Source organism: Haloarcula sp. H-hyl2 (assembly GCF_056934385.1).
On record NZ_JBRIIJ010000002.1, the window covers coordinates 563,203 to 578,240 of the forward strand.

The following is a 15,038-nucleotide window of genomic DNA, read 5'->3' on the forward strand; positions in this document are numbered from 1 at the left end:
GCTACGAGACCGGTCGTTAATTGTTTTCTGGCGTGCTATCGGCCGTCCGTATCTGGCGTCCGACGACCAACGGGTCGGTGATGTCGCCCCGGGTCGCGCTCTGGAAGATCTGGAGCCCCAGGTCGAAGGCGCCGATGGCGAAGAGGACCACCAGCACGAGCGCGGCGACGACCTCGACGTAGCGGATGAGCGTCTCGCTGAGTGCGAGGATGCGGTCGTGCGGTGACGTGGCGTCGGTGTGCTCGCTCACCGGACCGGCGTCGTCGGCCATACACGAACATGTCGCCGAGCGTGTAGGAGTGAGGTCCCTATCTGATGTGGCCCGGATCCGCAGGTCGTTCTTTCGGCGGTTCGGAGGGGTCGGTCCGTACGCGCAATCGGAGGACCAGTACAGCGACGGGAAGCAGTAGGAGGCTCCCGACGACGAACGGCGACCAGTAGCCGACGACGGCGTAGAGCCCGCCCATCACCGGCGGGCCGACCGTACGGGCGAGACTGCCAGCGCCCTGTGTGACGCCGAAGGCACTGCCCTGGAGGTCGGCGCTGGCACGCTGTGAAACCAGTGCGGTCAGCGTCACGGAGAGGACGCCGTTGCCCAGCGGCAAGAGTGTCAGCACGGCGAGCAGGCCCAGCAGGTCGGCCGTGAGGAAGGAGACGAAGCCGATCAGCGACGGGAAGACAGTACCGAGTCCCTTCGAGAACGGGAGTGCGCCGATGCCGACGACGAGCAGTCCCGTCCCCGCCAGCGAGAGCGCGATGGGACTGTACCGGGCGGTCAGCGGCCCGACGAGGACGCCCTGGGTCAGGACCGCCAGCACGCCGATGTAGGTCAACAGCAGCGCACTCTGGGCGGCCGTGTAGCCGTAGATGTCGGCGACGTAGGGGACGAACATGATCTGGACGCCCGAGAAGGCAAACGAGACCAGGAAGAACGCGGTCAACAGCTCTCGCAGGCCGGCCGTGCCGACGGCGGTCCGGAGCTGTGCGACCATCGACTCCCGGTCTGTCGTCGGTTCGCCAGGAGAGCGGGATTCGGGGAGGAACAGGAGCGCGACGGCGACCCCACAGAGGCTGGCGAACGCCGCGGCGAAACTCGGCAGCGAGAAGCGCGTGATCGGGACCACCGCGGGAACGGCCGCGTCGACGGCCGCGACGGTCGCGTCGAAACTCAACACGGCCCCGATGCCGGGACCGAAGATGAATCCCAGGCCGAACGCGGCGCCGATGTACCCCAGCGCGGCGGCACGGCGCTCCGGCCGCGTCACGTCGGCGACGTAGGCTTGCGCGGTCGAGATGTTCCCACCCATCGCGCCCGCGAGCATCCGCGAGACGAACAGCAGCCACAGGGCGTCCGCGAGACCGAAGACGGTCCAGGCGACGACGGAGCCACACAGCGAGAGGACCAGCACCGGCCGGCGACCGACCCGGTCCGACAGCGACCCCAGGAACGGTGCGAACGCGAACTGCATCGCCGAGTACGACGCTGCCAGCAGGCCGATGACGAACTCCGTCCCGCCGGGGAACGACCGCGTGTAGAAGGGGAGGATGGGGATGATGATGCCGAAACCCAGCAGGTCCAGGAAGACGACGGCGAAGACGATGGCGAACCCGCGCCGGCGGGCGGTCTCCTGCATGCCGCCCTCTGGGAGCGCCGCCGGGGTAAAGCCATGGGACCAGGCCACACACGCCACGGGCGGAACGATGCGCACGCTTTTTCCCGCTGGACGATGTGTCTCTGGACACGCAATGATCTCCGAGGGCTGCGAACAGTGTGCCAAAGGCGGCAAGATGGTGCTGTTCGTCTACGGCTACTGCGACCAGCGGGACTGTTTCTACTGCCCGCTCGGAGAAAATCGGAAGAACGTCACCCAGATGTACGCCAACGAGCGTCCCGTCGAGTCCGACCAGGACGTCATCGAGGAAGCCAAGCGGATGAGCGCGCTCGGGACCTCCATCACGGGTGGCGAACCACAGGAGGTACTCGACCGGACCTGTCACTACCTCGAACTCCTGAAAGACGAGTTCGGCGAGGACCACCACACCCACCTCTACACCGGTATCACGGGCGGCCGCGAGAACATGCGCCGCCTCTCGGAGGCCGGCCTCGACGAGATCCGCTTTCACCCGCCGCTGGAACTGTGGGGCGATATGCACGGGACCGAGTGGGAGGAGATCCTCTACATCGCTCGGGAGGAGGGGCTGACACCCGCCTTCGAGATCCCCGGGATCCGCGCCGAACCCGAATTTCTGGAGTTCTTGGACGAGGGCGCCGCCGACTTCTGTAACATCAACGAGTTCGAGATGTCCGACGGGAACTACCGCCGGATGCAGGAGGAGGGCTTCGAACTCAAGGACGACCACATGAGCGCCGTCGAGGGGAGCCACGACATCCTCGAACAGATGGGCGACCACGAGAAGGTCTACTTCTGTACGAGCGTCTTCAAGGACGCCGCCCAGCACCGCTCGCGGCTCAAACGCATGGCCCGGAACATCCGGCGACCCTTCGACGAGGTGACCGAGGACGGCACCCTCGTCTACGGGAAGACCTGGGCCAGCGAGCAGCGCTTCGTCGACCTGGGCGTCCCCGAGGAGTTCTACGCCGCCAAATCCGACCACGTCGAACTCGCCTGGTGGCTCCTCGAAGAGATGGTCGAGGACGGCGACGTCGAGAAGGGCGAGATCGTCGAGCAGTATCCGACCTACGACGGGACGGTGGTCGAACGGACGCCCGTCTCGGGCGGTGCGGCGAACGGGCAGGCCGCAGCGGGCGACTGAGCATACGGCGAGCGAAGCGAGCCATTTCCCCGAACGCGAGGCTCTGCCGAGCGTTCGGCCTTTTTCGCCCACGTTTTTGCGGTGAGCGGTGGCCGAACGCAGTGAGGCCACCCGAACCGGAAAAAGGTGGTCGTACAGAATCCGACCTACGACGGGACCGTCGTGGAACGGACGCCGGTCTCGGGCGGTGCGGCGAACGGGCAGGCCGCGGCGGGCGACTGACCGACGGCGGGCAGCTGATTGAGGGCGGTCGTGTCAGTCCACGCGCTCGACGTCGAGGACGTCCAGATCGTCGTCGACGGTCAGCGTCAGCGTCGCGTCGTCGATGGTGTAGCGGACCGTCGCTCGGAGCGGATCGTCCCGGTCGATCCGGGCCAGATCGGTGTTCCAGGCGCTGAACTCCCAGAAGGGGTGCTCCCGGGCGTCGATCCCGTGGTCGTGGTAGAAGGCGACGACGGCGGGGTGATCGACGAGCGCGACCCCGAGGTCGCCGGTGATCTCCGAGCCACAGCGGGTACACTCGTAGCGGACCAGGGGGAGGTCGTCCCGGTCGGTCGGCGTCTCCACCTCGCGCATCTCTCCGACCGTCAGAATCGTCGTCTCGATGGGGCCCTCACAGTCCCAGCAGAAGCCGTTCGAGAGATGGCCGAAGATGGTGCGGAAGTAGCGGCTGGTGACTGCGGGGAACTGCCCGCGGTCGTAAGCGGCGAACACGCCGGGCGGAACCATCGCCGTGGCGACTGACTCGCACTCCTCGCACTCGATGCGGACCCGTTCGTCCTCGTAGCTGAACGTCCGGGAGCGTCCACAGGCCGGACACGGGTCGTCGAGGTCGAACGAGTCGACGGAGCCGTCCATCGTGAACGCGCCGGCGTGGATGGCACCGTTGACGGCGATACCGGCGAGTGTGAGTTCGTAGCCGTCGTCGGTCTTCGTCAGGAAGCGGTCGGTGAGCTTGTCGAGGTGATAGTTGAACTGGCCGGAGTCGGCGACACCGACGGCCTCGCGCAGTTCCGAGAACGTCAGCGTCTCGCCCTGTTCGTCCCACAGCGCACGGAGGATGTCGACGCGGGTGGCATCCGCGAGGGCGGCGAAGGCCTCGTCGGGGTCGGCCGCCTCGATCAGGCCTGGCTCGCTCATGGGTTTGGCATGGACCGACCGGGATTTGAACGTGCCGGCGCTAGCCCGTCGCCGAGCCCCACGCCGACAGCCAGCTATCGAGTTGACCGCTCATGTAGAGGATGACCAGGAACGGCGGAATCAGGCCGATCAGCGAGGCGGCCGCGACCATGTTCGGGTACCCCAGTTGCCACAGCGGCGTCACCAGCTCCTGGAGACGGGACTGGACAGTGTAGCCGATACCCCGCGGCCCGGTCGTCATGAACGTCGTGAAGAAGTACTCCGTGTACGCCTCGATGAACACGAGCGTGGCGACGCTGACGACGCCGGGTCGAGCCAGCGGGAAGATGACCCGGCGGATAGCCTGGAACCGGGTCGCGCCTGCGATACGGGCCGCGTCCTCCAGGTCGTCGGGGACACCCCGGAAGAAGACGGTGAGCAGGCCGATAGCCAGCGGGAGGACGAGCGCGCTCGACGGGAGGACGATGGCGGCGGGCGTATCGAACAGCTCCGGCGGGGACAGGCCGAAAATGTCGGAATAGCCCCTGAAAATCCGATACAGCGGCATCGCGATGGACTGTGGCGGGACGACGGCGACCAGCAGTGTCGCGACGAACAGCGGCCGACGGCCGGGGAACTCCAGCCGCCCGAAGGCGTAGCCGGCCGGCGTCGCCACGACGAGGACGAACACCGTCGTCAGCGTGGCGATGAATACGCTGTTGCCCAGGACGTTCACCCAGTTCGTCGTGTCCAGCGCGAGGACGACGCCCTCCGGCGAGACGGTTTCCGGGACGATGCCGACGGTCTGCCAGACCTGTGGATGGGGTGTGACGGCGACGACTGCGGTCCAGTAGACGGGAAAGAGCGAGATGAGCAGACAGACGCCGAGCGCGAGCCGAAAGCAGAGTCCCTCGAACCGCCGACGATGCGGCCCGGCCAACCTGGCGAGTCTGTCACCCCGACGGCGGTCGGTCTCCGCGCCGTCCTCGGGTTCCCGATCGGCAGACCGAGCGGCTTCAGAGCGCATCGCTCCGGAGGAGAATCGCGCTCGCTCGTTCGCGTTGACGTCGCGTTCGTGGAGACGGTCCGTAGCTGTGTTGCACAGGCAGAACTCGGCCTATCGGGACCTAAACACGCCGTAAGATGAAATCTCGATTTGAATGCGATCGGTCAGTCGTCCGATAGCTCGCTGAGACAGTCCCGGCAGTAGGTCACGTCGTCGCGGTTGTGTGCGCCACAGACGTCACAGGCGACCATCTGGTCGGGGATCGGATCGGCACGTGTGGCCGCGGCCGCCATCGCAGCCGCGTCGACACTCCAGCCGCCGTCGTCGTGCTCCATGGCTCGCGCGCGCTGCTGGGCGCGCTGGACCAGTTCGTCGTCACGCATCGCTTCGAGTCCGCGCCACAACCCCAGGAAGAGAACGGTGGGCGCGAGGATGACGAACAGGCCGGCAGCGACCCGGAACGCGAGTTCTACCTGTCCGATTGCCATAGGGCCCCAAAGGGCTGGATTGACGAGTATCCTTCGCTCTCGCTAACAGTTGTCACGGCGTCTCACACGTACTGCTCGACTTATCTTCCAGTTCGACCGCACGATGTTGGACGGTCGATACGGGAGCGACGGAGAGCGGTCCGTATCAGTACTGGTACAGCGACACCACGAAGGGCAACTGATTGTACATCCAGACCCCGAGTGGGATGCCGACCACGGTCAGCATCAGCGCGTACGAGAGGCCCGTCCAGACGCCGCTGGCCCACCAGCCAACGAAGACGAACCAGACGGCACGGACTGGGAGCGAGTACTGCGTGTGAGCATCCCGCTTCTCGATCGGTGGGTCACGACGCTTGAGCGAGAGGACCAGCGGTACGCGGTTGATCAGTTTGATCCCCAGCGGGATGCCGATGATGGTGACGTTCAACAGCCACGCCACCCAGAGCCAGAGCCCGGTGAGCCACCACCCGACGAAGACGAACCAGACGGCACGGACCACGAGCGGGGGTTGGTCACTCATACTGTCTCTTACCCCGCCAGTCGGGATAAGTGTCCTGTCGGCGCTAGCGCTCGTGGATCGAATCACGCGGTGGTGAACCAACGAGTGTCACACCTGGCGAAGCCTTTTCGGCCCGGTCTTCGACTGCCAGGTATGGACGACCTTCCCGAATCCGACGCCTTCGGCGCGATGTGTCGGGACTACCACGACCACGGCGAGGCATTCGAGGTGATCGAACGGGACGACGGCTTCGTCGACATCCCCGCCGGCCCGGAGATCTACTTCTCGACGCCCGAGGAGTGGGACGACCGCGAGCATACCGCCGTCGAGTGGGCCGAAGGCCACGTCCTCGACGTCGGCTGTGGTCCCGGCCGACACGCGCTGGCGCTCCAGGAACGGGACCACGACGTGACCGGCATCGACCTCTCGCCGGGCGCGATGGCCGTTGCTCGGGACCGCGGCGTCGCGGACGTCCGCCGGTGTGACGTCGCCGACGTCGGCGAACTCGACGAGGGTTTCGACTCGGCGGTCATGCTGGGCAACAACTTCGGCCTCGTCCAGAGCGCCGAGCGAGCGCCCGAAATCCTGGGTGCGCTGGCCGACGCGACGACCGACGACGCCACCCTCGTCGCGGAGAGCCTCGACCCGCTCGATACGGACGATCAGGCGCACCTCGACTACCACGAGCGCAACCGCGAGCGTGGCTGTCTCCCTGGTCGGCTCCGAATCCGGACCAGGTACCGCCGCTACACCGGCGAATGGCACGACTACCTCCACGTCGCCCCCGAGACGATGCGCGAGTTGGTGGCCGATACCGTCTGGACCGTCGCGGAGGTCGAGCGCGAGGGGCCGCTGTACGTGGCGAGACTGGAGAAGGCGTGAACCGCCTCACTCCGTTCGGCGGGTGCTTCCCTTATCCTTCGAATCCGTCCTCGAACACGAACGTCCCGTTCCGCTGGACCACTTCGCCGTCGACCTCGATATACGAGTCCTCGCTCATGTCGACGATCATGTCGACGTGGACCGCGGACTCGTTTTGCTCGTTGTCCTCGCCGACGTTGGCCTCGTAGGCGCGGCCGATGGCCATGTGGACGGTGTCGCCCATCTTCTCGTCGAACAGCATGTTGTAGGTGAACCGGTCGATGTCGCGGTTCATCCCGATACCAAGTTCGCCGAGGTAGCGGGCGCCCTCGTCCGTGTTCAGAACCTCGGTAAGCAGGTCCTCGTTCTTCTCGGCGCCGTGGGAGACGACGGTTCCGTCCTCGAACTGCAGGTGGACGCCGGTGATCTCACGGCCCTGGTGGTAGAGGGGCTTGTCGAACAGCACCTCACCTTCGACGCTGTCGCGGACAGGGGCGGTGAAGACCTCGCCGCCGGGGAGGTTCTTCTCGCCGTAGTCGTTGAGCGTCTCGTTGCCGGCGATGGACATCCGGACGTCGGTGGTGTCCCCGGAGACGATGCGGACTTCGTCGGCTGGGTCGAGGATGTCGACCATCTGGGACTGGTGCTCCCGAACTGCGTCCCAGTCTTTCAGGACGGCGTCCCAGACGAAGTTCTCGTAGCCCTCGGTCGACATCTGGGCCAGTTGGGCGTTGGCCGCGGCGGGGAACTGGGTGAGACACCAGGTCTTCGAGAGCCGTTCGTTCAACAGGGGTTGCTGGGCCTGCTGGTAGGCGCTGGTCGTCTCGGGGTCGACGTCGCTGGTCTCGGTGACGTTGGCGCTCCCGCGGATGGCGATGTAGGCGTCCATCTCCTCGTAGAGGGCCTGGACGTGACTTGGCGTCTCGAACTCGTCGCGGTTCCGGAGGTACGCCCGGCGGAACCGCTCGCCCAGTCGTTCCTGGACGACCAGCGGGTTCGCACCGCGGTCGGCGGCGGCCTCGTGGAGGGCGACAACGAGGTCCTCGGAGACCGGGTGGGCGTCGATGACGATGTCGTCACCGGCACTCAGATCGATCGAGTGGTCGACGATGACGTCTGCGTGTTCGCGGATGCGCGGGTCCATACCGGTACTGCCAGCGACGGCCTCAAACAGTTTTCGTCCCCGACAGCCTCCAACGGCGAGTGACTCGACTGGGGTTTATCGCGTTCCTGCCCTGGTCACCACAGCCGGTCACTTCTTCTTGCTCTGCTGGAACCCCTCTTTGAATCCCATGAAGGTCCGGCGGAGCATGAGGTACATGAAAAAGAAGAACAGCAGGACGGCAGCCAGGATGCCCAGCGTGATGACGTCGACCATACCGGCGTTTGTCAGCGGTGCATCATAGAGGTTTCGCCACCGGCGGTCAGACGCCCCGAGGCGGTCGATTTCCGAGAGTGAAATCCGCGTTTGAGCGATATGTGCAACGAGTGTCTGACCTTGGCAAAGACTCATAACCTCATAGAACATACATTGGCCCATGTCGCTGCTGCCCTCTCGGGACCCGGCAACGCCGGACGCCGAGCCCCGGGTCATCGGCGTAGACAGCGAGGACGCGGACGATGTCCTGTCCGCACTCTCGGCAGAGACCGCTCGGAACCTCCTAGCCGAACTCAACCGCGAACCAGCACCGCCAGGGGAACTCGCGGACCGAGTCGATACCTCACTCCAGAACGCACAGTACCATCTGGACAAACTCGAAAAGGCCGGGGCAGTCGAAGTCGTCGACACCGCATACTCACAGAAAGGCCGCGAGATGGACGTCTTCGCGCCCGCGAACCAGCCGCTGGTCATCTGTGCGGGCGACGAAAAGGAGACCTCCGGGCTGCGGTCGGCGCTGTCGAACCTGCTCGGTGGGCTCGCAATCGTCGCGCTGGCGAGTGCGTTCGTCCAGGAGGCGTTCGGTGGCGGCCTTTCGGCGCTGTTCGGCCCGACAGTCCGCAGTGGCAGTGCCGACACGGCCGATCCTTCGCCCAGTCTCTACGCCGAGAACGGGACCGTCGCCGATGGCGGGTTCACCGACACGGCCGTGGGTGCGATCGACGGGGCAGCACAGGGTGGGGCCGAAGCCGCGGCGATGGTCGCGCCGGGCGTCGCCTTCTTCGCCGGCGGCGCGCTCGTCCTCGCTGCGATGACCGCGTTGTGGTATACGCAGCGCCGCTTTTGAACCGGCTGTCGGACGGTTTCCCGGAGTGTCAAACGGGTATTTGACTCTCCAGTAGCTCCTTTACTCAGGGTGGTATACACTCACGTGCGTCGGCCCGTGGAATCCAGTCTGACACTCCCACACTGGCATTCCACCACCGGCACGACTCCATGTGTCGTCATTGCTCCCACTGGACCGATTCGAGCGTGCTCCCGTCGGGCGAGCGGAGACGGGCCTGGACACGCTCGGCAGTCGCGTCGAGTTCGGCGTGGGCTGCCCGGTACCGCCGCGGGTCGGCGTAACTACCGGGATTGACGAGCAGGTGTTCGTCACGTGCCCGCAACTCCGGCCGATGTGAGTGGCCGACGACCACCACATCGGCTCCCTCCTGTCTCGCGAGCATCGTGAGTGCCGTCTCCGTGTGTTCGTGTCCGTGGACGACCAGTACCGTCAGCCCCTGCCACTCGCAGGTCGCGACGGACGGGAGTCGCTCGCGGACGGCTGCAGCATCGTTGTTGCCGATGACGGCGGTCAACGAGGGTGCCACGTCTTCGATGGCATCCAGAACGGCCGCAGTGGTGAAATCGCCAGCGTGGACGACGTGGTCGGCAGTCCGGACAGCCGCCAACGTCGTACCTGCCAGACGGTGACTATCGGTGCCGTGGGTATCCGAGATAACGGTGAGCATACCGGAGAGACGGATTCCTGGTATAAATCCAGAACCACTTTGGACGAGGGGGGTGAGTGAGCACTTAATGGCTGGAAGCAGATCGGTCGTCCTCGCCGCCCTCGTTGCCAACGGGTCCATCGCGATCCTGAAGTTCTTCGGCTTCCTGCTGACCGGAAGCGCCGCGATGCTGTCGGAGACCTACCACAGTATCTCCGACACCGGGAACCAGGTGTTCCTGCTGATCGGTATCCGGTACAGCGGTCAGGAACGAGACCGGAGACACCCGTTCGGTTACGGCAAGGCACAGTTCTTCTACAGCTTCCTCGTCTCGGTGTTCCTGTTCGGAATCGCGGGGTGGGAGAGCCTGAAACACGGCTACAGTCAACTCACGGCCGGCGGGCACGGTTCGGAGGCCGCGCACGGCGGTATCGACTTCCTGTTCATCCAGTACACGCCGCCGGCGTGGCTGGACCCGCTGTGGGTCAACTACACCGTCCTGCTGGGCGCGTTCGTCTTCGAGACGTGGGCACTGTGGAAGGCCAACGCCGAGATGCAGCGCCAGATCGACGCCAACAACTGGAGCGGCTACAGGGAAGCGTTCCGCAAGACCAGCGACGTCACCACGTTGACCGCGCTGACGGAGGACGCAATCGCGCTGGCCGGTATCGTCATTGCACTCGTGGGGCTGTTCCTCACACAGCAGACTGGCAACCCCGTGTTCGATCGACTGTCGGCAGTGTTCATCGGCATCATGCTGATGGGCTTCGCCCTGGCGCTGGCCTGGGAGAACAAGCGGTTGCTGCTCGGCGAGAGCCTCCCGAAAGAGGGGGAAACGGCGCTGGAAGACGTCGTCCGAGCCAACGAGCACGTGACCGACATCGTCGACTTCCGGACGGTCTACTTCGGGCCGGGTCGGCTGCTGGTCTCGGCCGACGTGGCGTTCGCACCTGAACTCGACACCGCGGGCGTCGATCAGGCCATCAGCGAGATCGAGACCGCTCTCGAAGCCGCCAACGAGAGCGTCCGGAAGGTCTACATCGAACCCGAGACTACCCCGGCGACCGGGCAGTAGCCCGGTTCAGCCGCCGTCGTAGATACCGACGTCTGCCAGCCACCAGGGGACGGCGATACGGTCAGTGCCGGTCGTGACCCGCATCTGGACGGTACTGTTGGCACCGTCGGAGTGTCGCTCGTAGTGATCGACGTAGCGGACGATCCCGCCCCGGTCGACGTAGAGCCGCGACTGGACCGCGACGGTCTGGTCGGGGTCGCCAGCGGTGATCGGGATATCCGTGTCGTTGGTCGCTAACAGCGCCAGCGTCCGGCCATCGCGCCGGACGGTCCCGATGCGCTCGTAGGTGTAGTCCGAGAGGAACACCTCCAGCAGTCGGATACCGGAGAGCGTGCTGACGTACGGGTGCGAGCCGTCGCTCTCGCTCGTGATGTAGTTCCGGTTCGGGTCGTCCGAAACCGCCCGATAGAGGGTCCCGTTGGCGACGACAGCGTCGTCTGCCAACGGCCCGAACGTCCGCCTGACGCGGACGATGTCGGCATCGCGGTCGACCCAGACGTCGCGTGTGTTCCGGGGCCCCTCCCGGACCACGCGGCGGTGGAAGCTCCGCCCCGAGAGCGCCGCATCGTGACGTTCCAGCACCCGCTGGAGGTCGACCGAACCGTTCGCGCGTGGGACCGGAACCGGCTGCTCGGTCGGCGTCTCTGGGACCGGGGCCGGCGTCACTGTCTCCGCCGGTCCCCCAGCGTCGCTCCCGAGAAACCCCGAACAGCCCGCCAGCAGGACGAGGACGACGACGGCGGCCGGGCGCCACATACGGCTACAGAGGGCCGCGCGTCGGAAGTACCTGCCGGGGCGAACCCTTTTGCCCGAGAACGGCCAATCAGGGGGCGTGGCGACGACCGACGACGGCTACCTGCGGTTTTTCCCCTACGAGGAGCCCTACGACCACCAGCAAGAGGCGATGGCCACCATCTACGAGGCGCTGGAGGCGGGTCGGGACGTCCTCTTCGAGGGTGCCTGTGGCACCGGGAAGACGCTGGCCTCGCTGGTCCCGGCGCTGGAACACGCCCGCGAGACCAGCAAGACCGTCGTCATCACGACGAACGTCCACCAACAGATGCGACAGTTCGTCGCCGACGCACGTGCGATCACCGACCAGGAACGGCTGCGAGCCGTCGTGTTCCGCGGGAAAGGGTCGATGTGTCATATCGACGTCGACTACGAGGAGTGCCAGGCGCTGCGGGACACCACCCGCGACCTCGTCGAGACCGAACAGGACATCGCCGACCTCGAACAGCGTGAGGGCGAACTGCTCGAAGCCGGCCAGGAGGGCAGCAGCGAGGCCATGGAGGCCCGCGACGCCGTCGTCGACGAACTCCGGCAGTTACAGGACGACCTGGAGGAACTGGAGGCGGAGCGCTCGACGTGTGACCACTACTACCGCAACCTCACCGCGAACACCGAGGACTTCTACGCCTGGCTCTACGACGACGTTCGTACCCCCGACGACGTCTACGAGTACGCCCACGAGCGGGGGATGTGCGGCTACGAACTCCTGAAAGAGGGGATGGACGGCGTCGACCTGGTGGTCTGTAACTACCACCACCTGCTGGACCCGACCATCCGCGAGCAGTTCTTCCGCTGGCTGGGCCGGGACCCCGAGGACATCATCGCCGTCTTCGACGAGGCCCACAACGTCGAGTCGGCGGCCCGTGACCACGCCAGGCGCACGCTGACCGAGAACACCCTCGATCAGGCCATCGACGAACTCGACGGGGTCGACGACGAGCGGGCCCCGGCGGCCGAGAACGTCCTGGCGACGTTCCGGGACGCGCTGGTCGAGGCCTACGAGGACTCGTTTGGCTTCGGCGAGCGCGAACAGGTCGACGAGCACTGGGCGGATGTCACGGTCGCCAACGACGACCGGAAAGACGACCTCACGCTCGCGTTCCTCCAGGGATACACGGGACCGGGCTTCCACGAGGAACTGGCGACGGCGGTGGAACTGGGCCGTGACCTGGACGCCCGCTACGAGGAGCAGTTCAAGGATGGGCAACTCGACACCCGCAAGGAGTGCCAGACCCTCCAGGCCGCGGCGTTCCTCGATAGCTGGCTCTCCGAGAGCGACGACGCCGGACAGTACCCCGTCGTCAGCGTCCGCCGCGACGAGAGCACCGACGAGGTGTACGGCCGCGCGGAGCTATACACCTGCATTCCCGAAGAGGTGACACGGGACCTCTACGACGAACTGCACGCGTCGGTGCTGATGAGCGCCACGCTGCGGCCCTTCGACGTCACCGAGGACGTCGTGGGGCTGGACGACCCGGTGACGATGGCCTACGGGGCCCAGTTCCCCGAACAGCGGCGCCGAACGTACGCCGTCGACGGGCCAGCCCTCTTTTCGAGCGAACGCGACGACCCCGAGACCCAGCGCACCGTCGCCCGGACACTGGAGGACGTGGTCCGGTTCACGCCGGGCAACACGCTCGTGTTCTGTCCGTCCTACAGCGAGGCCCGACGCTACTACGAGATGGTCGCGGTCAGCGGGACCCGTTACCTGGACGAACCCGGCAAACAGGCACGGGATCTCCGGGAGGCGTTCGTCGACGGCGACGACGGCGTCCTCTTCACCTCGCTGTGGGGGACTCTCGGCGAGGGGGTCAGCTACGACGGCGACGACGCCCGGACCGTCGTCGTGGTCGGCGTCCCGTATCCCCATCTGGACGACCGGATGGAGGCGGTCCAGGAGGCGTACGAGACCGCCTTCGCCGACAACGAAGACGGCACGTCCTCGAACGATGACGCTGGCTGGCGCTACGCCGTCGAGATCCCGACGGTCCGCAAGACCAGACAGGCCCTGGGTCGAGTGGTCCGCTCGCCCGAGGACTTCGGGGCTCGCATCCTGCTGGACAAGCGCTACACCGAAGCCGCAGAGATGGAGATGCACGACTACGCGGTCCGGGGCGCGTTCCCGCCGGAGGAGCGCCGGGAGATGGTCGACATCGACCCGGAGAAACTCAAGTTCGCGATGCTGAACTTCTACCAGGATATGGACGCGTACGACGGGCCGCCACCCAAACCCTGAACACGGGTTCGAGCGAAGCGAGAACCCGCTTTTTCCCCACGTTTTTGCGCAAGTGGTCGGCGGCGTGAACACCGTGAACGAGCCGACCCGCAGCGGAAAAAGTGGCTGCCGGGGCGTACGACGGGCCGCCACCCAAACCCTGAACACGGGTTCGAGTGGCGGTTTCGGTACGTCTTTTGTGGGCCGGTCCGAGGAGAGACCGATGCCAGCCGAGTCCCTCCGAGCGGTCGCACGGTCGTACTTCGAGACGTCGATGAGCCCCGCCCACGACTGGCACCACGTCCAGCGGGTCGAAGCGCTCGCGGATCGCCTGGTCGCCGAGTACTCGGTCGACGAGCGGGCGGTCGAACTCGCGGTGCTGTTCCACGACGTCGGCCGCGCGAAGGAGGACGCCGGCGAGATCGACGACCACGCGTCGTGGGGTGCCAGCGAGACCGAACGCATACTGACCAGCCGCGGGATCGACGCCGACCGTATCGAGACTGTGACCCAGGCCATCCGGGCACACCGGTACTCGAACGCCATCGACCCGGCGAGTCGCGAGGCCGAGGTACTGTGTGACGCCGACAACCTGGACGCGCTGGGTGCCGTCGGTATCGCCCGCTGTTTCACCTACGGCGGCGAACTGGGTGAGGTCATCCACGACAGCGCGGTCCCGCCTGCGGAGGACCAGACCGCGGTCGGCCAGACCCAGTACAACCACCTCCACAAGAAGATCCTCGACCTCCCAGAGCGGATGTACACAGACGCCGGGCGGGCGCTAGCCGAAGACCGGCGGGCGTTCGTCGAGCGGTTCGTCGACCGATTCGACGCCGAGGTCGCCGGGGAGCGCTAGAGGTCCGGTTCCAGTTCCGCATCGCAGTCGGGACAGACGAGCAGGAATCCCCCGTCCGCGGGTGCGAGCGCGAGAACGTCGCTGTCACACTCCGGACAGGGCTGTGCGACACGACCCTCGGTGGTCTCTTTGGGCGCGCCCAACGCCAGCGCGACGACCCGCTCGTCGCTCTCGTTGCGGCCCTGCTGGTAGTCACCGGGCGCGAACCGGACGGCCTCGGCCGGCCCGACGGTGACGGTCTCGCTCTCGCCGGCAGGGTCGGCCCGGTACTCGAAGGTCGCGGTCCCCTCGACGACGTAGAACAGTTCCTCCTGATCGAGGTGGGCGTGGAGCCCACCCGAGAAGGCCTCACCCGGCTCCAGGACGTAGCGGTTGATCGCGACGTCCGTCGCGCCCAGGGGCTCTGCGAGCCCTCGTCGGTCGACATCGCCACCCATCGCCTGCGGTTCGATCTCGTCGGCGGAGACGTGCTCCATGGACG

Annotated in this window: 17 protein-coding genes; 6 read left to right on the forward strand and 11 right to left on the reverse strand. The window is 66.2% G+C overall.

The window, feature by feature from the left end; translation table 11 throughout:
- Window positions 1-16: 16 nt before the first annotated feature.
- Window positions 17-271: a hypothetical protein gene (locus Hhyl2_RS12705; RefSeq protein ID WP_483551139.1), complete on the reverse strand. Its 255-nt coding sequence runs from the start codon at window positions 269-271 to the stop codon at window positions 17-19.
- A 37-nt stretch (window positions 272-308) separates the two neighbouring features.
- Entirely contained in the window at window positions 309-1,634 is a 1,326-nt protein-coding gene (locus Hhyl2_RS12710; RefSeq protein WP_483551140.1) for an MFS transporter, read from the reverse strand.
- 112 nt (window positions 1,635-1,746) lie between these two features.
- On the opposite strand from Hhyl2_RS12710, the gene Hhyl2_RS12715 reads away from it, so the two are divergent.
- The gene (locus Hhyl2_RS12715) at window positions 1,747-2,775 is read left to right on the forward strand and encodes a radical SAM protein (protein WP_483551141.1); all 1,029 of its coding nucleotides are present in this window, start codon (window positions 1,747-1,749) and stop codon (window positions 2,773-2,775) included.
- Window positions 2,776-3,030: 255 nt separating this feature from the next.
- Here Hhyl2_RS12715 and Hhyl2_RS12720 read toward each other — a convergent pair whose 3' ends face one another.
- The 4 genes from Hhyl2_RS12720 to Hhyl2_RS12735 all read right to left on the reverse strand — a co-directional run bounded on the left by Hhyl2_RS12720 (window position 3,031) and on the right by Hhyl2_RS12735 (window position 5,908).
- Entirely contained in the window at window positions 3,031-3,915 is an 885-nt protein-coding gene (locus tag Hhyl2_RS12720; protein WP_483551142.1) for an ArsR/SmtB family transcription factor, read from the reverse strand.
- A 40-nt stretch (window positions 3,916-3,955) separates the two neighbouring features.
- On the reverse strand, window positions 3,956-4,921 hold the full coding sequence (locus Hhyl2_RS12725) for a carbohydrate ABC transporter permease (RefSeq protein ID WP_483551143.1): 966 nt from the start codon (window positions 4,919-4,921) through the stop codon (window positions 3,956-3,958).
- A gap of 143 nt (window positions 4,922-5,064) precedes the next feature.
- Complete coding sequence (locus tag Hhyl2_RS12730) at window positions 5,065-5,388, reverse strand: DUF7577 domain-containing protein (RefSeq protein ID WP_483551144.1); 324 nt, start codon at window positions 5,386-5,388, stop codon at window positions 5,065-5,067.
- Between the two features lie 145 nt (window positions 5,389-5,533).
- A complete protein-coding gene (locus tag Hhyl2_RS12735; RefSeq protein WP_483551145.1) occupies window positions 5,534-5,908 on the reverse strand; it encodes a YccF domain-containing protein in 375 nt (124 codons plus the stop codon).
- A gap of 132 nt (window positions 5,909-6,040) precedes the next feature.
- Here Hhyl2_RS12735 and Hhyl2_RS12740 point away from each other — a divergent pair, with 132 nt between their 5' ends.
- Window positions 6,041-6,769 (forward strand): class I SAM-dependent methyltransferase, encoded by a 729-nt coding sequence (locus Hhyl2_RS12740; RefSeq protein ID WP_483551146.1) that lies wholly within the window; start codon window positions 6,041-6,043, stop codon window positions 6,767-6,769.
- A gap of 31 nt (window positions 6,770-6,800) precedes the next feature.
- Here the strand turns inward: Hhyl2_RS12740 and Hhyl2_RS12745 are convergent, their stop codons facing one another.
- Both Hhyl2_RS12745 and Hhyl2_RS12750 read right to left on the reverse strand, forming a co-directional pair.
- Window positions 6,801-7,892 carry an aminopeptidase gene (locus Hhyl2_RS12745; RefSeq protein ID WP_483551147.1) on the reverse strand — a complete coding sequence of 364 codons (1,092 nt, stop codon included), beginning with the start codon at window positions 7,890-7,892 and terminating at the stop codon, window positions 6,801-6,803.
- A gap of 108 nt (window positions 7,893-8,000) precedes the next feature.
- Entirely contained in the window at window positions 8,001-8,126 is a 126-nt protein-coding gene (locus tag Hhyl2_RS12750; protein ID WP_483551148.1) for a DUF7859 family protein, read from the reverse strand.
- Between the two features lie 160 nt (window positions 8,127-8,286).
- On the opposite strand from Hhyl2_RS12750, the gene Hhyl2_RS12755 reads away from it, so the two are divergent.
- Window positions 8,287-8,973, forward strand: coding sequence for an ArsR/SmtB family transcription factor (locus Hhyl2_RS12755; RefSeq protein WP_483551149.1), 687 nt, complete (start codon window positions 8,287-8,289; stop codon window positions 8,971-8,973).
- A 157-nt stretch (window positions 8,974-9,130) separates the two neighbouring features.
- On the opposite strand, the gene Hhyl2_RS12760 is transcribed toward Hhyl2_RS12755, so the two are convergent.
- Window positions 9,131-9,640 carry a metallophosphoesterase gene (locus Hhyl2_RS12760; protein ID WP_483551150.1) on the reverse strand — a complete coding sequence of 170 codons (510 nt, stop codon included), beginning with the start codon at window positions 9,638-9,640 and terminating at the stop codon, window positions 9,131-9,133.
- 67 nt (window positions 9,641-9,707) lie between these two features.
- Here Hhyl2_RS12760 and Hhyl2_RS12765 point away from each other — a divergent pair, with 67 nt between their 5' ends.
- Complete coding sequence (locus Hhyl2_RS12765) at window positions 9,708-10,694, forward strand: cation diffusion facilitator family transporter (RefSeq protein ID WP_483551152.1); 987 nt, start codon at window positions 9,708-9,710, stop codon at window positions 10,692-10,694.
- A 6-nt stretch (window positions 10,695-10,700) separates the two neighbouring features.
- On the opposite strand, the gene Hhyl2_RS12770 is transcribed toward Hhyl2_RS12765, so the two are convergent.
- Window positions 10,701-11,450: a hypothetical protein gene (locus Hhyl2_RS12770; RefSeq protein ID WP_483551153.1), complete on the reverse strand. Its 750-nt coding sequence runs from the start codon at window positions 11,448-11,450 to the stop codon at window positions 10,701-10,703.
- A gap of 76 nt (window positions 11,451-11,526) precedes the next feature.
- Between Hhyl2_RS12770 and Hhyl2_RS12775 the strand changes: the two genes are divergently transcribed.
- The gene (locus Hhyl2_RS12775) at window positions 11,527-13,722 is read left to right on the forward strand and encodes an ATP-dependent DNA helicase (RefSeq protein WP_483551154.1); all 2,196 of its coding nucleotides are present in this window, start codon (window positions 11,527-11,529) and stop codon (window positions 13,720-13,722) included.
- Between the two features lie 202 nt (window positions 13,723-13,924).
- Window positions 13,925-14,557 carry an HD domain-containing protein gene (locus Hhyl2_RS12780; protein ID WP_483551155.1) on the forward strand — a complete coding sequence of 211 codons (633 nt, stop codon included), beginning with the start codon at window positions 13,925-13,927 and terminating at the stop codon, window positions 14,555-14,557.
- Here the strand turns inward: Hhyl2_RS12780 and Hhyl2_RS12785 are convergent.
- Window positions 14,554-15,033 carry a cupin domain-containing protein gene (locus Hhyl2_RS12785; RefSeq protein ID WP_483551156.1) on the reverse strand — a complete coding sequence of 160 codons (480 nt, stop codon included), beginning with the start codon at window positions 15,031-15,033 and terminating at the stop codon, window positions 14,554-14,556. The two genes, Hhyl2_RS12780 and Hhyl2_RS12785, sit on opposite strands and share 4 nt — an antisense overlap.
- Window positions 15,034-15,038 lie beyond the last annotated feature (5 nt).